Raw genomic sequence first — 18,172 nt, forward strand, 5'->3', positions numbered from 1 at the left:
TGTTCTTGCGGCTCCAGCCGCTTCTTTGAAATGTGGCTTAAGCCACAAAAAAAGAGGTAATAGCCTCAACACGAGATTGCTTCGCTTCGCTCGCAACAAGGATTGCCGCGCTCGCCCCAGTTGAATGGCTGCGCCTACACTGCGTGTATTCAACGGGGTCAAAAGACTCGCTCGCAATGACACCTGAGTTGTCAGGGATGTAGTTGCTGAAAACCAGTCACCCACGAGGGAGCCTAAGCGACCGAAGTAATCTATATGATAAAACCGTAATGCTCTGAATTTATTACATATACGATTCCAGTCTCTTTTAAGCTTAAAATATGTTGCTGTAGTGTTATTAAGTCATCTCTATACTACAACATAAAAACAAGGGCTGGGGCACCTGTATTCTACATTCCACAGAAAAAGACAAAACTGTTACAAAAATTTAGAAAACAGCCTTTTACCAATTATTAACGGAGATAATAACTATGACAGAAATTAAAACAATCCTATGCGCTATTGATTTCTCAGAAATAAGCTCTAAAATCGCTTCTTATGCCCAGGAAATTGCCGTTGCACTCAATGCTAAGGTCCATGTTCTCTATGTTGCTCCCACCATTGATCAGTATTCTTATTTTCGCATCCCGCCAACTGACTTTCAAACTTATGTCAATGAAGCTTTTGTAGATGCTGAAATTCGTATGGAATCATTTATTAAGGACAACTTTGATTTTTTGGATGTCACTGGTAATGTTCTGGCAGGCTACTCATCAGAAATAATTTTAGATTTTGCCCGCATAGAAAATATTGACTTAATAGTAATGGGAACCCATGGACGGACAGGCTTCAGCAGAATGCTTCTGGGTTCGGTTGCTGAGAGAGTGGTCAAGTCAGCACAAGTACCTGTTATAACTATCAGACCTGAATAACCTAACAGTCAAAGTTCTCGCGTAACACCTTAGGTTTATTTTTTTATACACAACTGGACAGTCAAAAGTTCTTGTGCAACCCCTTGTATTTATTGCAATTTAACAAGCTTTAGATATCCAGACGTTTTTATAGCCTAACCATTTGAAATCATAATGTTTTTTTCTTCAACTAATAACTCTTAACTGATAACTTTTAACTCTCAAGATACACAAATAATTGTTTGAAACCATGAGGCTTTTTTGTTCAAATAGTAACAATTAAGTCATAACTTGTAATTCTCCAGTGATCAGATGCTTTGATATAATTGATTTGCTTTTTTTTTCCTGGTTTAGTAGTGTGCTGAGCGTAATATGAGGATGGGTACATATGGCAATTAGACAAAATAACAGCCTGGTGATATCCGGGTAAAAATCTTTATTGAACGGAGGATAACAATCATGTTGATAAAAGACTGGATGAGTTCGGAAGTAACCACTGTGACCAAAGATACATCAATGCTCAAAGCCTCCAAAATATTCAAGGATAATAATTTCAGGCGACTGCCCGTTGTTGATGACAGCGGCAAGCTCGTGGGCATTGTCACCGATAGAGACATCAAGGATGCTTCACCCTCCAAAGCCACAACCCTTGATGTCCATGAACTGTATTACCTGCTTTCAGAAATAAAGATCAAAGATATAATGACTCCCAGTCCTTTCACCATCAACGTCGGAGACAGCCTGGAAAAAGCAGCTATAAGAATGCTGGAAAAAAAGGTTGAGGGGCTGCCTGTAGTTGATGAAAAAGGTGAGGTAGTAGGCATTATAACCGAAACCGACATATTCAAGGCATTGGTCAACATAACAGGCGCTTATCAGGGTGGCCTGAAAATTGGAATCAAGCTGTCCAGTCAACCTGGAACTCTTAAACCGCTACTTGATGTTTTAAGATCTCACAATGCCAGAGTTATCAGCATACTAACCTCACACGATCAGGCAGACCAGGGATTCCGTCATGTTTACATGAGAATCCATGATATGGACAGGTCTGAAGAAAATGCTCTCAAAAGTCAGATTGAGCTAAAATTTGACACTCTTTTCTGGCTGAGAGACAATCCTCAATAATTTTAACTAAGGAGATGATAATGGCTAAAAATATCTTTCTTTATGCCTTAAGCACCTGCATACACTGCAAAAGAACCCGGAAATTTCTGGATGAAAAAGAAATTGACTATGACTTTGTTTATGTAGACAAACTAAGCGGAGATGAAAAAGAAAAAGCTGTGAGCGAAGTGAAAAAGCATAACCCCAAAATTTCATTTCCTACTATTGTTATAGGTGATGGTGAAAAGGTCATTGTAGGCCTTAAAGAAGATGAAATCCTTGAGGCATGCCAGAAATGACTCCAGAAAAATTATACGAAACCCTTAAAAAAATTCAGGAACCTAAAGGTTATTTTTTTAACCGGGACCAGGAATTTGTCATGGAACTGATGCACAGTCTTCTGGAGAATAAAGAACGTCTCGGTTACATGGCCTGCCCATGCCGGCTTGCTTCAGGCAGCCAGAAGGATGACAAGGATATTATCTGCCCCTGTGAGTATCGGGAAGAAGATGTCCGGGAATTTGGGAGCTGTTATTGCGGGCTTTATGTTTCAGATGACTGGAATCAGGACAAAATTCCCCATGAATATGTTCCAGAAAGAAGACCACCTGAGAAAATTAAGTTTTAAACCTTACCTTTCCAGCAATTCTACAGCGGGGACTTACTTTACCCCGCTGTAAACACTTCATCATTACAGGGGCATAATCTGACTATAAGACTGACTATTTTTTTTCTGCTCACACCCTTTGTTCTTCTTTTTTCATTAAAAGAAAACAACTCTTCATGGCAGTGCAAGCAAAGCCTGGCCTTTGCCCAGGAACTTCAGGACCACAAGCCACCCCTTATAGTTTCGCATGACCATGCCTGGCCCCCATTTTCTTTTATTAACAACCAGGGTGAACCAGCAGGCCTGCTCATTGATCTTTGGGAAGAAATCGGCAGAAAAATGAATCGGCCTGTACGCTTTTTACTCACGGACTGGCCCGAAACCATAATACAGGTCAGGGACGGCCGTGCTGAAGTTCATGGCGGTCTTTTTTATTCAGAAGAAAGAAGCCTTTTTTTTGATTTTTCTAAAGACATCCTGCCTTTAAATGCTGTCCTTTTTGTTAAGTCAAGCTCCCTTGCTCTGGAAATACAGGATCTTGACAACACCAGGATAGGCGTTACCCGGGGCAGCTTTGAACATAGCTACCTTGCTGAAAACTATCCTTTTCTTCAGTTTGAGAAATATCTGAATAATGAACTTATGATCATGGCAGCAGTAAAGGGCGAAATCGAAGCTTTTGCTGCGGATTATCCAGTAGCCCTTTATCTTATTGATCGCCACGCCTCTCCAGCTTATTTTCGTCCTCTGACTCCTCTTTATACGCGCCAATTGCAAGCCGGTGTTTTAAAAGGCGATGAAAAACTTTTAAAACAGGTTAATCAGGCTCTGTCAAAAATAAGTGAAGAAGAAATGCGCAGAATGACCCAGCGCTGGATGAGGTCTGAGATAGTTGAGGTCATGCCTGGATGGGTTATTCCTCTTTATGTCGGCACAAGCTTAATTCTTCTGCTCCTTTTTTATGCGCTGATAATGCGCAGAAAAAGCATTATTCTGGAAGGTAAGTTTGCCCGCAAAGCCAGAGATCTGACTGAAAGTCAAGCCAGGTTCAGAAAGCTGTTTGAGCATGCTGTGTCTGGAGTAGCCATTCATGAAATTGTGCTGAACAATGATGGCAAGCCTGTTGACTTTATTTTTCTCAACACAAATCCAGCTTTTGAAACGCATACCGGTATAAAGTCCGAGTCTGTCATAGGGAAACATGCTTCCCAGGTCTTGCCAGGCATTGATAAATCAGAATTGATGGATATTTACGGAAATGTAGTGTTAACAGGTACACCCAGCAGCCTTGAATATTACTATGCTGACCAGGGAAAGCACTATTTTATCAACGCTTTTAAAATTGCTGAAAATCAATTTGCCACAGTATTTACCAACATAACAGAGCGTAAAAAAGCTGAACAGAACATTCGGGAAAACAGAGCCTTCCTCAATTCTCTTCTGAACTCAATACCTATTCCTGTTTTCTACAAAGATATATCAGGACGATACCTTGGTTTTAACAAGGCATTTGAAGAGTTCTTCGGAAAATCTTCTGAAGATTTGATCGGCAAAAACGTTTTTGACATAAGCCCTGCAGAGCTTGCCAGACAATATCACCAAAAAGATCTGGAAGTTTTTGATAACCCTGATTCAGTCCAAAGGTATGAATCAAAGGTCAAAAATGCACAGGGCCAGGAAATGAGCGTCATCTTTCAGAAAGCAGCCCTTTTTGACAATGCAGGCAAAGTCATGGGGCTCATTGGGGCAGTCTTTGACATTACCCAACTTAAGGAAATGGAAAAATCCTTAAAATATCAAAGTGCCCGACAAAAAGTCATAGCCAGAGTCTCCAGCAGTTTCATAAATTCTAATCGTGATAACATAGATGAAAAAATCGATTTCATGCTGGCTGTCTGCGGAGAATTTCTCGGTGTTGACCGGGCTTATCTGTTCAAGTTTTCAAAAGACGAAAAGTTTCTCACCAACACCCATGAATGGTGCGCTCCAGGAATAGCACCTGCTATGGAAGTACTTCAGGATTTTCCCTTGACCAACACACCCATGCTTGGAGAAAAGGTGCATAATCGGGAAACCATGTTTATTCCTGATGTAGAGCTGCTCCCTGATATTCCAGATAAAAAGGTTTTGCTGGAGCAGGATGTCAGGACAGTCCTGTGCGCACCTTTAATCGAGAATGAGGCTCTCATTGGTTACCTTGGCTTTGACTGGGTAAAGTCTGCCTGCAACATCACTCATGAAGAACATGAAATGCTCAACATCCTTGGCAACATACTTTCTGATGCCCTTGTCAAGGTGGAGATTGAAGAAGAGATGCTCTGGGCCAGGCAGCAGGCAGAAGCCGCCAGCATGGCTAAAAGTGAGTTTCTGGCCAATATGAGCCATGAAATTAGAACACCTATGAATGCCATCACCGGCATGATACATCTGGCCAGGAGAGCCAACCCTGATGAAAACATTCTTAACTATCTGGATAAAATTGATACTTCAGCAAGCTCGTTGCTGGGAATACTGAACGACATCCTTGATTTTTCCAAAATCGAAGCAGGAAAACTGGAATTGGAACACTCTGTGTTCAGCATCCATCAGTTAATGGACAGCCTGATTGATATTGTAGGTCACAAAGCTCGTGACAAGGGGCTGGCTCTATATCGTAATATTGAAGCTGGAATACCGGAAAAGTATTACGGAGACCGAACCCGCCTTCTTCAAATTTTGCTCAATCTGACCAATAATGCCATAAAATTTACTGCTCAGGGAGAGGTCAGAGTTCTTGTTAAAGCTCTCAACAATGAGCAAGAAAATTCAGAGCCTGGAAATCAAGTATTTCTTGAGTTTTCTGTTGCAGACACCGGCATAGGCATGGAACAGGAGAAAACAGAGCATCTTTTCGAAGCTTTTACACAGGCTGATGCATCTTTTACTCGTAAATACGGAGGTACTGGACTGGGTCTGGCCATCTCTAAGCAGCTGGTTGAAATGATGAAAGGCCGCATTGAGGTTCATTCAACTCCAGGCAAAGGGAGCATTTTCACTTTTCAAGTTCAACTTGAAACGGCTCCTGACAATGCCCAACTGGAAAATTCTGTTTCTGTGCCTAAGTTTAATGATTGTCTTAAAAGGAACAAAGTTCTTCTGGTTGAAGATAATGCCTCAAACCGTGAACTGGCCAGAGAATTTATCAAGGATGTGGGCGCTCAAGTCACTGAAGCAATTGACGGAGCACAAGGTGTCAAGCTGGCACTGGCTGAAGATTTTGACCTTATTCTTATGGACATTCAGATGCCTGAAATGAATGGCATTGAAGCAACCAGAAAAATTAGAAGCTTTGAAAATGAAAAAGGCAAATCCAGAACGCCCATCATTGCCATGACCTCCCATGCCATGGCTGAAGACAGGGAAAGAAGCCTGGCAGCGGGTATGGATGATCATCTGACCAAGCCTATTGATCCGCAAAAGTTTTACCGTATGCTGTTCAAGCACCTTGGCGTGGATGATTATAATCAACTAAGTATGGAGTGTTCTGGTCAATGGCAAACTCAAAAATCAGGCAGTCAAGACCAGATTTCATTGCCATCCATGGTTCCCCCTCTTAACATTCAATCAGCGCTTAAACGCACAAATGACAAAACTGACCTGCTCATCAGGATGCTGGCGAATTTTGTCCGTGATTATGAAAATACTTCTGAACAGATGAAAGAACTTTTCCAGGCAGAAAAATACAAAGAAGCAGGCATCGTGGTGCACACACTCAAAGGCATGGCTGCTACTCTGGAAGCTGAAGAACTTACTTCAGCTGCCCAAAATCTGGAAAACGCCCTTGCAGATAATAAGATGGAAAATTTGGAAAGTCTGCTTGATACTTTAACAAAAGAACTCTTACCTGCAGTGAACGCAGCAAGATCTGTTGTCCAGAGTAATAAGGTTGAATTGGAAAAGACAATTGTCAATCAAGACCAGCCAATAGATCATGAACAGGCTCAAAAATATCTGCAAGAACTTAAGACCCTTGTGCAGTCCAGCAATTTTAGAGCCAGAAAGTACTTTGAAGTAAACAGGAAAGAATTCACTACTCCTGAAAATATGCAGGAAGTTCAGGAAATCGGCAACGCCTTGAACAACCTGGATTTTTCAAAGGCCCTGAAAATCCTGCAGGCTTTGTGATTGAGTATTGCATTTTACTAATAGTTTAGCTTTAAAAATAATTGAAGCGTGTTTATAATAATGTTAAAGTATTGTGGTTTTGTCATTCAAATTGCTTCGATCGCATAATCTCCCTCGTGGGTGACAGGTTTTGAGCAACTACTTTCCTGACAGATCAGGTGTCATTGCGAGCGAGTATTTTTAACTCGTTGAATACACGCAGTTGAGGCGCAGCCATTCAACTGGGGCGAGCGTGGCAATTCTTGTTATAGAATCCTTGATTCGATTCCTGGATTCAGCCCAGGATAAGTTTCGCTGGAATGACAAAAAGTGCTTTGATGCTTCTATAACAAAGCCTTGAAATTGACAGAATATCTTGCTGGCATTACCTATACTTAAAAAAATCGTAACTTTTCAGCATAGTTTTTTCACTGGATAAAGTCTCTTTACTGTTTGGCTTTTTGCATTGTTGCTTGTTTGACCGGCCTTGAGCCGGTTAGCCAAAATCATGGCTGAAACACCACGTAACGGCTACAGGAAAAATTAATGATTTTGGCTTACGGGCTCACGCCGGAAGTTTGCAATAAAAGAAAACCAGATTGGACAGAGGCTGACAATTATGCTGAACAATTATAAAAATTCCATGCTGGAGGAGCACAATGCGGGTTACCACCGAAGACCAAGTCACTATTCCCCATCAAATTCGCGAAAAACTGGGCATAACCTCTGCATCAGAGGTTAATTTTGTTGAAGAAGGCGACCGAGTTTTCTTAGTCAAGCAGCAGACAATAAAAACTCCCACCCCAAAATTTTCAAAGCTGAGAGGTATTGCCACTGTCAAAATGACAACTGATGAAATAATGTCCCTTACAAGGTCAGATGGATGAAGGGGATTCTTGTTGACTCAAATATCATTCTGGACATTTTTCTTGATGACCCTAACTGGGCTGACTGGTCTGAATCTACTCTAACCAGATATGGCGGGCAAACAAATCTTTATATTAACTCTGTCATTTATTCAGAAGTGTCAATAGGATTTAAAAAAATTGAGGAGCTGGAATCAGCCCTTAATAAAGGCGGATTCCGAATGCTGGAAATTCCCAGAGAAGCCCTGTTCCTGGCTGGCAAAGCTTACCTGCAATACAAAAAAAGAAAGGGCTCCAGAAAATCTCCTCTTCCCGATTTTTATATTGGCGCTCAGGCTGCTGTACTCGACCTGGACTTAATAACCAGAGACAGAGGCAGGTATGGAACATATTTTCCTGCAGTCAGGACAATCTGTCCAGAGTGATTATTTTTAACAGTCTGTACGAACATGAAGATATTGACCACGGATCAAGTCCGGGGTGACGGTTAAATCAGACAGTTGCCCTTTTTCGTCACTCCGGCGAAAGCCGGAATCCAGGTTATTTTAATAGTCATGTAGCGGTGCAGAACAGTTACGAAAAAGACAAAAAAGCCCGCTGGCATCATGCCAGCGGGCTTTTTTATATCATAATTCTGGTTTCTTGTTTCAGTCAATAACCATTAAACATTTAGTTTGGCGTACAGCTCGCCCCCAAACGAGTCGTTGACCACCAGCAAGGGAAAATCCTTTACTTCCAGTTCGCGGATGGCTTCCGGCCCCAGGTCCTCATACGCCAGAACCCTGGCAGAGACAATTCTCTGGGAAAGCAATGCCCCTGCCCCGCCTGTTGCTCCAAAATAGACCCCTTTATGTTCCTTCAGGGCATCTTTGACCGCATCACCCCTTTTACCCTTGCCGATACTGGCTTTGACCCCCATGGAATGCAGAGTCGGGGCGTAGGTATCCATGCGGTAACTGGTGGTTGGACCGGCTGAGCCAATGGGCCTTCCCGGAGGAGCAGGAGAAGGGCCAACATAATATATTACTGAGCCCTTGAGCTCAAAAGGAGAATCTTTTCCAGCCTCAAGATCAGCAAGCAGCCTTTTATGGGCTGCATCTCTTGCTGTATAGATCTTTCCTGAAAGCAGAACCTTGTCCCCGGTCTTGAGCTTCAGGATATCCTCGTCCTTAAGGGGTGTGGTCAGTTTTACAGTCTGAGACATCAGATTATTACCTCCTTAACCCTTGCGCTGTGACACTGGATATTTACGGCCAGGGGCAGACTTGCAATATGACATGGAGCCATTTCTATCTTTACTCCCAGTGTTGTAGTATTTCCGCCCATACCCATGGGACCGATGCCCAGCTTATTTATGGCGGCAAACAGTTCATCTTCCATGGCAGCAATTTCCGGATCAGAGTTTTTTTGATTCAAAGGCCGGAAAAGGGCTTTTTTGGCCAGAATGGGGGCATGGTCAAAAGTGCCTCCAATGCCTACTCCCACTATTGTAGGCGGGCATGGATTGGGACCGGCTTCAGCCACCCTGTTGACCACAAACTTCTTTATCCCTTCCCAGCCCTGAGCCGGAGTAAGCATAGTGGCCCGAGACATGTTTTCACTGCCTCCGCCTTTGGCCATGAACTTGAACTTGAGTTTATCTCCAGGCACCAGGTCTAAGTGAATTATTGCCGGAGTATTGTCTCCAGTGTTTTTTCTGGTCAGTGGATGACAGCAGGATTTACGCAGGAATCCCTTTTCATAACCCTGCCGCACCCCCTCATTTATGGCTGCATAAAGATCGCCCTGCACTTTGCATTCCGTGCCCAGTTCAACAAAAAATACAGCCAGACCTGTATCCTGACATAAAGGCAGTCCGGTTTCACCGGCCAGCTTTACGTTTTCCAGAAGCTGGCCAAGGATTTCTTTGCCTGCTGGACTGGATTCTTCAGCGTAAGCCTTGTTGAAAGTCTCAAGCACATCGTCCGGAGCCTTGATATTGGCCTCAACAACGGTTGCGGCTACAACTTCTATTATCTCTTTTGTTTCAATGATTCGCATATTTTTTCCTGTCGTAATAGTTTAGACCTTTTTAACACAACAGCGACACTTTATTTAAAGATGTAAGGGGACTGGCTCTTTTGCCGCCGGATAGTATGGCCTTTTAACGGTTTTAGGTCGGCAAAAGTGCCTGTCCCCGGTGGCCTAAGTAATAATTAACGCAAAGTATCGCTGTAGTGTTAGGAAAGCAGGGGACAGGCACTCCGAGCCCCACTTGAGCATCAAACTATATTTTAAACGTCTCATTTTTGAGGCAAGTGGGTCCCTGAAGAGCCAGTCCTCATGCCACATTCAAAGCTAAACTATTTTTTCCTGTCTAATTTTTCCAGGGAATAATTTTTTTCAGAGCGTAAAATCCCATTTTTCTGCGGACAAATGCCAGCTGATCCTGCAGAGGAATATCCTTGGGACATACATCTTCACATCCAAGAAGGCCCATGCAGCCAAATATGCCCTGATCAGTGCCCACCACTTCAAAATAATCCTTTTCCTGACGTTTGTCCCTGGGGTCAATGATGAATCTGGATATGCGGTTCAATGCCACAGCTCCCAGGAAATCCTCACGCATCTGGGCTGTGGCGCAGGCTCCAATGCAGCACCCGCACTCTATGCACCTGTCCAGTTCATATATTTTTTCAGCCAGGTCATTGTCCATGCGCTCTTCTTCAGCTTCAGGATCAAACTTCTTATCAGTATGCACCCAGGATTCAATCTTTTGATTCATGGACCTGAACCAGGTGCCTGTATCCACTGACAGATCACCCACCAGCTTAAAGCCAGGCAGAGGCATCAGGCTAATCTGGTCAGGCAGATCTTTGACCTTGGTATGGCAGGCCAGTCCTGGTCTGCCATTAATGACCATGGCGCAGGCCCCGCAAATACCTGCCCTGCAGCAGAAATCAAACTGAATGGATGGATCCTGTTCTTCGCGGATTTTGTTCAATGCCACAAACAGGTTGAGATTTTCGGTTTCCGTAAGATAATACTTCTTCATTTCCGGCTTGGAGTCAGGGTCAGCCGGGTTATATCTGAATATACTGAATGTCAGTTTTCTTGCCATGATTATGCCTCTCTGGTTTCAGCGCTGATGATCTTTCCTCCGCCATATCCGCGGTCTCCCGGAGGGAGCTCCACAACCTGTGTTGCCGGCTCATACTTAAGCTCGGGCAGTTCACTGCCTTCTTTCCAGTAGGCCAGGGTTCTTACCAGCCAGTCCCGGTCATTTCTTTCAGGATAATCTTCTCTGGCATGTGATCCCCTGCTTTCTTTACGCTCTAAAGCGCCGTATGCAACACAAAGGGCCAGCCTGACCATTCCGGGCAAACGCAGAGCCAGGGCCATTTCAGGATTGGCACCCAGGCCATTGGACTGCAGCTTGATATTATTGGCCCGTTCGTGGATCTCTTTGAGCTTGTCCACAGCCAGGGTCAAATCTTTTTCATTGCGGAAGATGCCCACATAGTCCATAAGCACATCCTGCATGGCATCCCGGACAGCATAGACCTGTTCAGTGCCGTCCCCGGAGATAAGATTGTCTATTTTTTCCTGCTGTTTCTTCACTGCAGAGCTGATTGCTGAGGTGTCAAAACTGGTTTCATAACCTTTAAGAAACTCAACCACCTTACCTCCTACTATCATTCCGGCCACAACAGTCTCAGCCAGGGAATTGCCGCCCAGACGGTTGAACCCGTGCATATCCCAGCAGCAGGCTTCACCAGCAGAAAAAAGCCCTTGCAGTCCATATGCAGCGCCGTCTTTATTAGTTCTTACACCGCCCATACTGTAGTGCTGGGTGGGACGAACAGGTATAAGCTGAGTGATGGGATCAATTCCCAGAAAATTTTTGCATATTTCATATACTTCACGCAGCTTGGTGGTAATGTGTTTTTCACCGAGATGCCTGATATCTAACCATAAATGCTCGCCATAAGGGCTTTTTACACCGAGCCCCTTGCGGATATGCTCAGTCATGCGTCTGGAAACAACATCTCTGGAGGCAAGCTCGGCCTTTTCCGGTTCGTAAACGTGCATGAATCTTTCCTGATTGACATCAAGCAGAGTTCCGCCGTCTCCCCGGCAGCCCTCAGTAACCAGAATATCTGTAGGCACTATGCCGGTTGGGTGAAACTGCACAGCTTCCATATTGCCAAGGGGTACAACGCCGGTATCTAAGGCAATAATCAGCCCCCCGCCTTCATTGATAATGGCATTGGTGGAAGCCCTGTAGATACGGCCAAATCCGCCGGTTGCAATCAGGGTGGCCTTGGCCAGATAGGCCCTGAGTTCCCCTGTTTTCAGGCAGCGAACAACAGCACCCATACATCTCTCACCGTCATGGATAAGACTCAAGGCCTCAACCCGGTCATGGGCCTTGACTCCGCTCTGAATGGCCACATTGTCCAGTGTATAGAGCATGGCATGGCCAGCACCGTCAGAACAATAGCAGGCCCTCCACTTGGCGGTTCCGCCGAAATCCCTGGCTGTAATCAGACCTTCACATTCTTTTTTCTCTTCCTTTTCCAGCTTTTCGCCGCCCTTGAAATAAAAGGACTTTCCAGCCACGACCCTGTTCCAGGGCACGCCCCAGTAAGCCATCTGCCGGATGGCCAGGGGTGCGGTATCCACAAACATTCTGGCTACTTCCTGATCGCATCCCCAGTCTGAACCCTTAACAGTATCCAGAAAGTGAACATCAGGACAGTCCCCTTCGCCCTTGATGCAGTTGCCAAGGGATGCCTGCATGCCGCCCTGGGCAGCAGATGAATGAGAACGCCTTGGAGGAACAAGACTTAAACAAATGGCTTCAAAACCGGCCTGGGCCGCTTCAATGGCCACCCTTTCCCCTGCCAGTCCAGAGCCTATGGATAGAAAATCAGTATAAATTATCTGCATGAATGCGCTCCAGATTTATATTTTTACAAACAGAAAACGAATTAGAGTCACCAGACCGAGAAGAATGAAAAAGCCGGTAAAATAATATTCAAATTTCTTTACCTTTTTTCTGGCCTCACTCTTGATAAAGCCCCATTTTACGCCAAGACGATACCACCCGATACCCACATGCAGTTCCACCATGGGCAGCAGAATGAGGTAAAACGTCAGCCAGAATCCGCTTTGAATTCTTGCGGCACTTTTATCAGCAGTAATAGGCAGGTCAGTCAGAACCACCCACATATGGATAGCTCCCATGATAAGAATAATCATGGCTGAAAGCACCTGCACCATCCATAGCCAGGTATCACGATGGGCCAGCATTTTGCTTTGAAACCAGACTTTTTTCTGCTGCTCGGCCCGGAAAGGAATCTTTCTGGCAGCCAGAGCAAAGTGGGTCAGAAAGATCAGAGCAATCAATGGACCGCCCACCTGGGCCAGATAGTAATCCTCAAAGAAATTGGCCAGAGCATTAAAAACCCCGGTTCCAAAGATAATACTGGCCACAAAAAGGGCATGCAGATACATGAATGATATCAGGCATATACCTGTCAGCATCTGCAGCCAGTCCAGATAAGCGGCCTGCCTTGATACGGCGGGCACATACACTGTACTGTCAATACGCATACTTCCTCCTGTTATATTGAAAAAAAAAGATCAATGCCTTGTAACGGTTCAGCAAGATCGAATAAGAAGACCTGGACCCCGGATCCGTCATCCCGGACTCGATCCGGGACCGGGGTGACGGTTAGAGCAACTAGTTGCCCATTTTCGTCATTCCGGCGAAAGCCGGAATCCAGGGTATATTAATAGTCTTATAGCAAATGTGGTGAATAGATACAATGGCTTTATACTTTAAGTTCCAAGCCAATGGGACAATGGTCTGAGCCCATGACCTGGGGCTCTATCCATGACCTGACCACATTATTCCTTAACTCCTCAGACACAAAAAAATAGTCGATACGCCAGCCCGCATTCCTTGACCTTGCCCCAAACCTGTATGTCCACCAGGTATACTGATCAGGTTCCTGATTAAACATTCGAAAGGTATCAATAAATCCGTGCTCCACAAACTTATCCACCCACTGCCTTTCTATGGGCAGAAAACCAGACCTGTCTTCATTGGCCTTGGGGTTTTTCAGGTCAATCTCCTTGTGAGCGGTGTTGAGATCTCCGCAGACTACAATGGGCTTGTTTTTTCTAAGCTCCTGAGCGTAGTCCAGAAAGCAGTCATAAAAATCAAGCTTGAACTGCAGGCGCTCATCACTCATCTGGCCATTGGGAAAGTAAATATTGAAGAGATAAAACTTTTCATACTCCATTAGAATTACCCTGCCCTCGCCATGATAACGCTCATCAGGCAGGCTTTTGGAGACAGAAAGGGGTGCAACTCTGTAGAATGAGGCCACACCGGAATATCCTTTTTTTACTGTTGCAGGATTCCAGAAGGCATCATATCCGGATATAGTTCTGTCTTTTTCAGCAATCTGCTCTGGAAGGGCTTTAATTTCCTGCAGGCAGACCACATCAGAGTCAGCCTGCTGAAACCAGTCCCAGAAGCCTTTGCCCACTACCGCACGAAACCCGTTTACATTCCATGAATGAATAATCATTTATACTGCTCGCAGCTCAGCATCCAGCTTTGTGCCGTCAAAGGTTATGCGCACATATCCGCCTGATCCAAAAGTTCCCGGATTGATAACAATGGTCCTGCCCACATGATCAACAGACCTGGCTTCATGAATATGCCCGGTCACACAGACCTCGGGCTGAACCTTTTCAATAAACGCCCGGACTGCCGGACTGCCCACATTGGCCCCGGCACCAAGACGATCCGCTTTTGTGTTTTGTGGGGGGGTGTGAGTAATGAAAATCAAATGCCTGACTTCCATGGCCTGCTTAAGAATACTGTCTAACCAGGACTTGACCTGTTCCTCACTGACTTCAGAAGGTGTGGAAAAAGGGGTGGGAGTTGAATATCCAAGCCCCAGCACATGTACGTCTTCTGACAGAGCAACCAGCTTTTTATGGATGTTGGCTCCTGTCTCGTTCAGATACTTTTCCACTTCCTTAGTATCCATGTTGCCGATTTGGGCATACACATTAGAATTAAAGGCCTTGATTTCATCAATAATGGAACCGGCTCTGGACCTGTTGCCCACATTGGTCAAATCTCCGGATACAAGAACGCCCGCTGCTTCTCTGATATCTTTAACTTTGTGGATATTGCGCAAATTCTCATGCACATCTCCAAAAGCTATCCAGAATTTCTCCGCCATTTTCAAAAACTCCTGTAAGTATGAAGAGAAAAGTTTAAAATCTTATAAACCCTTATCCCGCCATGGGTATCTTCTATCCTGTACCCCATTTTGATCATGGTTTGTCTGAGTTTGTCAGCTGAAGCGTAGTCTTTCTCGTCTCTGGCCTTGTTTCTCTGTACAAGCAAATCTTTAAGCTCTCGAGGGTATTCAGCCTCTGCCAAGGGCATATTATTCCAATCCAGAATGCCCAGAATGGAGTCCATTTTTTTCAGGACTGTCAGACTTTCACTGGCCTGATCCTTACCAATTTTACCTTCTTCAACAAGGTTGCGTACTTTTTTGCAAAAAGAAAAAAGATCAGGCCAGAACTTATAAACAGACAGGTCGTCTTCAACAGATTTGAAAAGATTCTGTTCCAGTTCTTTGCACAATGCGTTTACATTATCCTTAGAAATATCAGTGGTCGGAAATTTTTCCACAATAAGTGTAGCGCATAAATCCTGAATCCTATGCCAGTTTTTAACCCACATGGCCAGATTTTTTTCTGAATAGGAAAGGGTTTTATGATAAGATCCTGAAAGCAGCCAGACACGCAAGGCAGAATAACCAGCTTCAGCAGCCATGGTTTTAATTCCAGGCAGGTCAAGGCCATCAGCTTCGCCGCGCACGCTCTGAGCTACAGCCCAGCATTGCGGAATCAATGCCCTGGCCCCTTTCCAGATACTTCTCAGGTTGTCTAAATGGGGGAAAAAATGAGTTTCGCCTGCCAGTACAAGGTCCAGCCGGTCATGATCAAGGGAAGCAGCCATCTGAAGATACCACGAAGGCCGGACATTGCCCCATCTGGTTTTCAGAACATTGTCCTCCTTGAGATCCTTAAGACTGGCTCTCTTGTACAGGGTAAAATCCCTGGGACTGTCCTTGACATAATCCTCAAGATCAACGGTCTTGCCGGAAATAATTGTTGCAGGATCAATCCCGGCTAACTTGCCGTATTCCTGGTCCCGGCCAACATCAAAATACACAGATCTGAGCTTTTCATAGGCCAGGCCTCTGGAAAGCAGCTTTGAGCAGAGTTCCTGGCCCTGTTCAAGCTTGTCTGAAGCCGGAACAAACTGAAAACCGGAACAAAGGTTAATATCCCTGGAAATAGCCTCAAGCTCAGAAATAACAGTATGCTTGAAGTCTTTGAGTGTTGACTGCCCTGCCCTGACCGCTTCCAGGGTTGTATCGTCAAAATCAGCCACTGCAGCCAAAGGCACAGGTTTGAGCCCCTTATGAATCAGATATCTGCAGGCTGTGTCCAGAAAGACCGCCCTTCTCCAGAAGTCAGGGTCATCTGTAAAGCTGGTCCTGGGGCCGATGGTGAACAGTACAGGCCTGCCTGATGCTGCCTGAAAGGACACCTTTTTTCTGGTCTTTAGATCAAAAAACTTGATTCCGTCCTGTTCAGGCATTTTGAAAAGAGGAGTGCTCAGATATCTTTCCCCGCTGTCAGGAAAAATAGTCACTATGAGGCCGGATTCCATTTCCCGTGCAAGCTTGAGGCTCCCTGCCATGGCCGCTCCGGAACTCATGCCCACAAAAAGCCCTTCCTTGCGGGCCAGTTCCCGACACATGGCAAAGGCATCTTCATCATTTACGTTAGCCACTACATCTAAAAATTTTTTATCATAAATGCCTGGAGGGTAAGATTCCTGCATGTTTTTCAGGCCCTGAATCTTGTGCCCCGGATAAGGCTCAATTCCAATGCAGCGCACATGAGGGGCTAACTCGCGCATCCTGCGGGTAATGCCCATTATGGTTCCGGTAGTTCCCAGACAGGCAGTAATGTGAGTCACCTGACCTTCAGTTTGCTCCCAGATCTCCGGGCCGGTTGTCTGATAGTGGGCTTCAATGCTGGCTGGATTGTTGAACTGATCCATGAGCACGTACTTATCCGGTTCTTCCCTGGCCATACGGTATGCCTCTTCAATGGCCCCGTCTGTGCTCAAATGACCGGGAGTGAGAACAATCTCAGCACCATAAGCCCGCATTATTTTCTTTCTTTCCTCTGAAGCTGCTGCAGACATGATCAGCTTTATGGGATATCCCTTGACAGCACAGACCATGGCCAGTCCAATTCCGGTATTGCCGGAAGTGGCTTCAATGACGGTTTTACCCTTAGTTAGCTCACCGGACTTCTCAGCGCGCTCAATCATGGCCAGAGCAACCCGGTCCTTAACCGATCCTCCAGGATTCTTCATTTCTAACTTGGCCATGATGCTGACCCTGGGATTGACGGAAATATTTCTGATTTCTACCAGAGGGGTGCTGCCAATGAGGGAAAGGAGATTATTCATTGTTGTGCCAGGATAAAAATTATTGAATAATAAAGACAAACGGTTTAGATAAATCCAGACGCTTATATTTTCAAGTAAAAAACAAGGGAGTTTCAAGTTTTATCAAAAATGCCCGACCAGAAAAAAGCATACATGTACGCCCTGCTCACTGTGGGCATCTGGTCCACAGTAGCCTCGGCCTTTAAGATTTCCCTGCGCTATCTGGATCATATTCAGCTCCTGTTCTACTCCTGCCTGACTTCAACACTGGTGCTGGGCATGCTGTGCATCTACTTTTTCGGACCAGGATTCTGGAAGCTGATATCCAGGGACAATATAAAATCTTCCCTTATGCTGGGTTTTCTCAACCCTTTTCTGTATTATCTTGTTCTGTTCAAGGCTTACGATCTGCTTCCGGCCCAGGAGGCCCAGCCTTTAAATTATACATGGGGCATCACTCTGGCCCTGTTGTCCATTCCCCTGCTTAAACAAAAAATTACCAGAACCCAGATTCTGGCCATAGTTATCAGTTATTCAGGTACTCTAATCATTTCCACCAGAGGCAATATTCTGGGCCTTGAATTTTCCAACCCTCTCGGAGTTGGTCTGGCCCTTGGGAGCACCATTATCTGGGCCCTGTACTGGATTTACAACACCAAAGACACCCTTGACCCTGTGCTTAAACTGTTTTTGAACTTTCTGGCCGGGCTGATTTATATTTCCATTTTTCTGCCCTTTGTAACTACCTTTGCCTTTACAGATATCCGAGGCCTGTACGGTGCTATTTATGTGGGTGTTTTTGAAATGGGCATTACTTTTGTTTTCTGGCTCATGGCTTTGCGGTTTTCCAGAACCACGGCCCAGGTCAGCAATCTCATCTATCTCTCCCCTTTTCTGTCTCTGATCTTTATCTATTTTTTTGTGGGTGAGACCATCAGGATTTCCACCATAGTGGGGCTGGTGCTGATCATGGCCGGGCTTATTATCCAGAACCGGGCCAGGTGATGGC

16 protein-coding genes are annotated in these 18,172 nt (G+C 45.0%); 8 read left to right on the forward strand and 8 right to left on the reverse strand.

Annotated features, from left to right (window positions below; all coding sequences use genetic code 11):
• Positions 1-470 precede the first annotated feature (470 nt).
• The 7 genes from LZ23_RS18990 (at position 471) to LZ23_RS19020 (ending at position 8,035) form a co-directional block, all read left to right on the forward strand.
• Entirely contained in the window at positions 471-911 is a 441-nt protein-coding gene (locus tag LZ23_RS18990) for a universal stress protein (RefSeq protein WP_045216780.1), read from the forward strand.
• A 438-nt stretch (positions 912-1,349) separates the two neighbouring features.
• Positions 1,350-2,015: a CBS and ACT domain-containing protein gene (locus tag LZ23_RS18995; RefSeq protein WP_045216781.1), complete on the forward strand. Its 666-nt coding sequence runs from the start codon at positions 1,350-1,352 to the stop codon at positions 2,013-2,015.
• Positions 2,016-2,035: 20 nt separating this feature from the next.
• Complete coding sequence (locus tag LZ23_RS19000; protein ID WP_045216782.1) at positions 2,036-2,293, forward strand: glutaredoxin family protein; 258 nt, start codon at positions 2,036-2,038, stop codon at positions 2,291-2,293.
• Positions 2,290-2,622 (forward strand): ferredoxin-thioredoxin reductase catalytic domain-containing protein, encoded by a 333-nt coding sequence (locus LZ23_RS19005; protein ID WP_045216784.1) that lies wholly within the window; start codon positions 2,290-2,292, stop codon positions 2,620-2,622. Before LZ23_RS19000 ends, LZ23_RS19005 begins: the two co-directional genes overlap by 4 nt.
• A 216-nt stretch (positions 2,623-2,838) precedes the next feature.
• Positions 2,839-6,765: a PAS domain S-box protein gene (locus LZ23_RS22965; RefSeq protein WP_269745199.1), complete on the forward strand. Its 3,927-nt coding sequence runs from the start codon at positions 2,839-2,841 to the stop codon at positions 6,763-6,765.
• Between the two features lie 638 nt (positions 6,766-7,403).
• The gene (locus LZ23_RS19015) at positions 7,404-7,631 is read left to right on the forward strand and encodes an AbrB/MazE/SpoVT family DNA-binding domain-containing protein (protein ID WP_045216786.1); all 228 of its coding nucleotides are present in this window, start codon (positions 7,404-7,406) and stop codon (positions 7,629-7,631) included.
• Positions 7,628-8,035, forward strand: coding sequence for a type II toxin-antitoxin system VapC family toxin (locus LZ23_RS19020; protein WP_045216787.1), 408 nt, complete (start codon positions 7,628-7,630; stop codon positions 8,033-8,035). The genes LZ23_RS19015 and LZ23_RS19020 overlap by 4 nt, the downstream gene beginning before the upstream one ends.
• Positions 8,036-8,271: 236 nt before the next feature.
• Here the strand turns inward: LZ23_RS19020 and LZ23_RS19025 are convergent, their stop codons facing one another.
• From LZ23_RS19025 to LZ23_RS19060, 8 genes are all read right to left on the reverse strand, one after another.
• Positions 8,272-8,814 (reverse strand): Fe-S-containing hydro-lyase, encoded by a 543-nt coding sequence (locus tag LZ23_RS19025; protein WP_045216789.1) that lies wholly within the window; start codon positions 8,812-8,814, stop codon positions 8,272-8,274.
• Positions 8,814-9,650 (reverse strand): fumarate hydratase, encoded by an 837-nt coding sequence (locus tag LZ23_RS19030; protein ID WP_045216791.1) that lies wholly within the window; start codon positions 9,648-9,650, stop codon positions 8,814-8,816. Before LZ23_RS19030 ends, LZ23_RS19025 begins: the two co-directional genes overlap by 1 nt.
• A 316-nt stretch (positions 9,651-9,966) precedes the next feature.
• Positions 9,967-10,710, reverse strand: a complete 744-nt coding sequence (locus LZ23_RS19035) for a fumarate reductase iron-sulfur subunit (RefSeq protein ID WP_045216793.1) — start codon at positions 10,708-10,710, stop codon at positions 9,967-9,969.
• A gap of 2 nt (positions 10,711-10,712) precedes the next feature.
• The gene (locus tag LZ23_RS19040; protein WP_045216794.1) at positions 10,713-12,542 is read right to left on the reverse strand and encodes a fumarate reductase flavoprotein subunit; all 1,830 of its coding nucleotides are present in this window, start codon (positions 12,540-12,542) and stop codon (positions 10,713-10,715) included.
• A gap of 15 nt (positions 12,543-12,557) precedes the next feature.
• Entirely contained in the window at positions 12,558-13,208 is a 651-nt protein-coding gene (locus LZ23_RS19045) for a succinate dehydrogenase/fumarate reductase transmembrane subunit (RefSeq protein WP_045216796.1), read from the reverse strand.
• Between the two features lie 221 nt (positions 13,209-13,429).
• A complete protein-coding gene (locus LZ23_RS19050) occupies positions 13,430-14,194 on the reverse strand; it encodes an exodeoxyribonuclease III (protein ID WP_045216797.1) in 765 nt (254 codons plus the stop codon).
• Complete coding sequence (locus tag LZ23_RS19055; RefSeq protein WP_045216799.1) at positions 14,195-14,860, reverse strand: metallophosphoesterase; 666 nt, start codon at positions 14,858-14,860, stop codon at positions 14,195-14,197.
• Positions 14,861-14,862: 2 nt separating this feature from the next.
• Entirely contained in the window at positions 14,863-17,184 is a 2,322-nt protein-coding gene (locus tag LZ23_RS19060; RefSeq protein ID WP_045216801.1) for a cysteine synthase, read from the reverse strand.
• Between the two features lie 108 nt (positions 17,185-17,292).
• Here LZ23_RS19060 and LZ23_RS19065 point away from each other — a divergent pair, with 108 nt between their 5' ends.
• Positions 17,293-18,168 (forward strand): DMT family transporter, encoded by an 876-nt coding sequence (locus LZ23_RS19065; RefSeq protein ID WP_045216802.1) that lies wholly within the window; start codon positions 17,293-17,295, stop codon positions 18,166-18,168.
• Positions 18,169-18,172: the final 4 nt, after the last annotated feature.

The sequence above is a fragment of the Desulfonatronovibrio magnus genome (genome assembly GCF_000934755.1).
GTDB lineage: Bacteria > Desulfobacterota > Desulfovibrionia > Desulfovibrionales > Desulfonatronovibrionaceae > Desulfonatronovibrio > Desulfonatronovibrio magnus.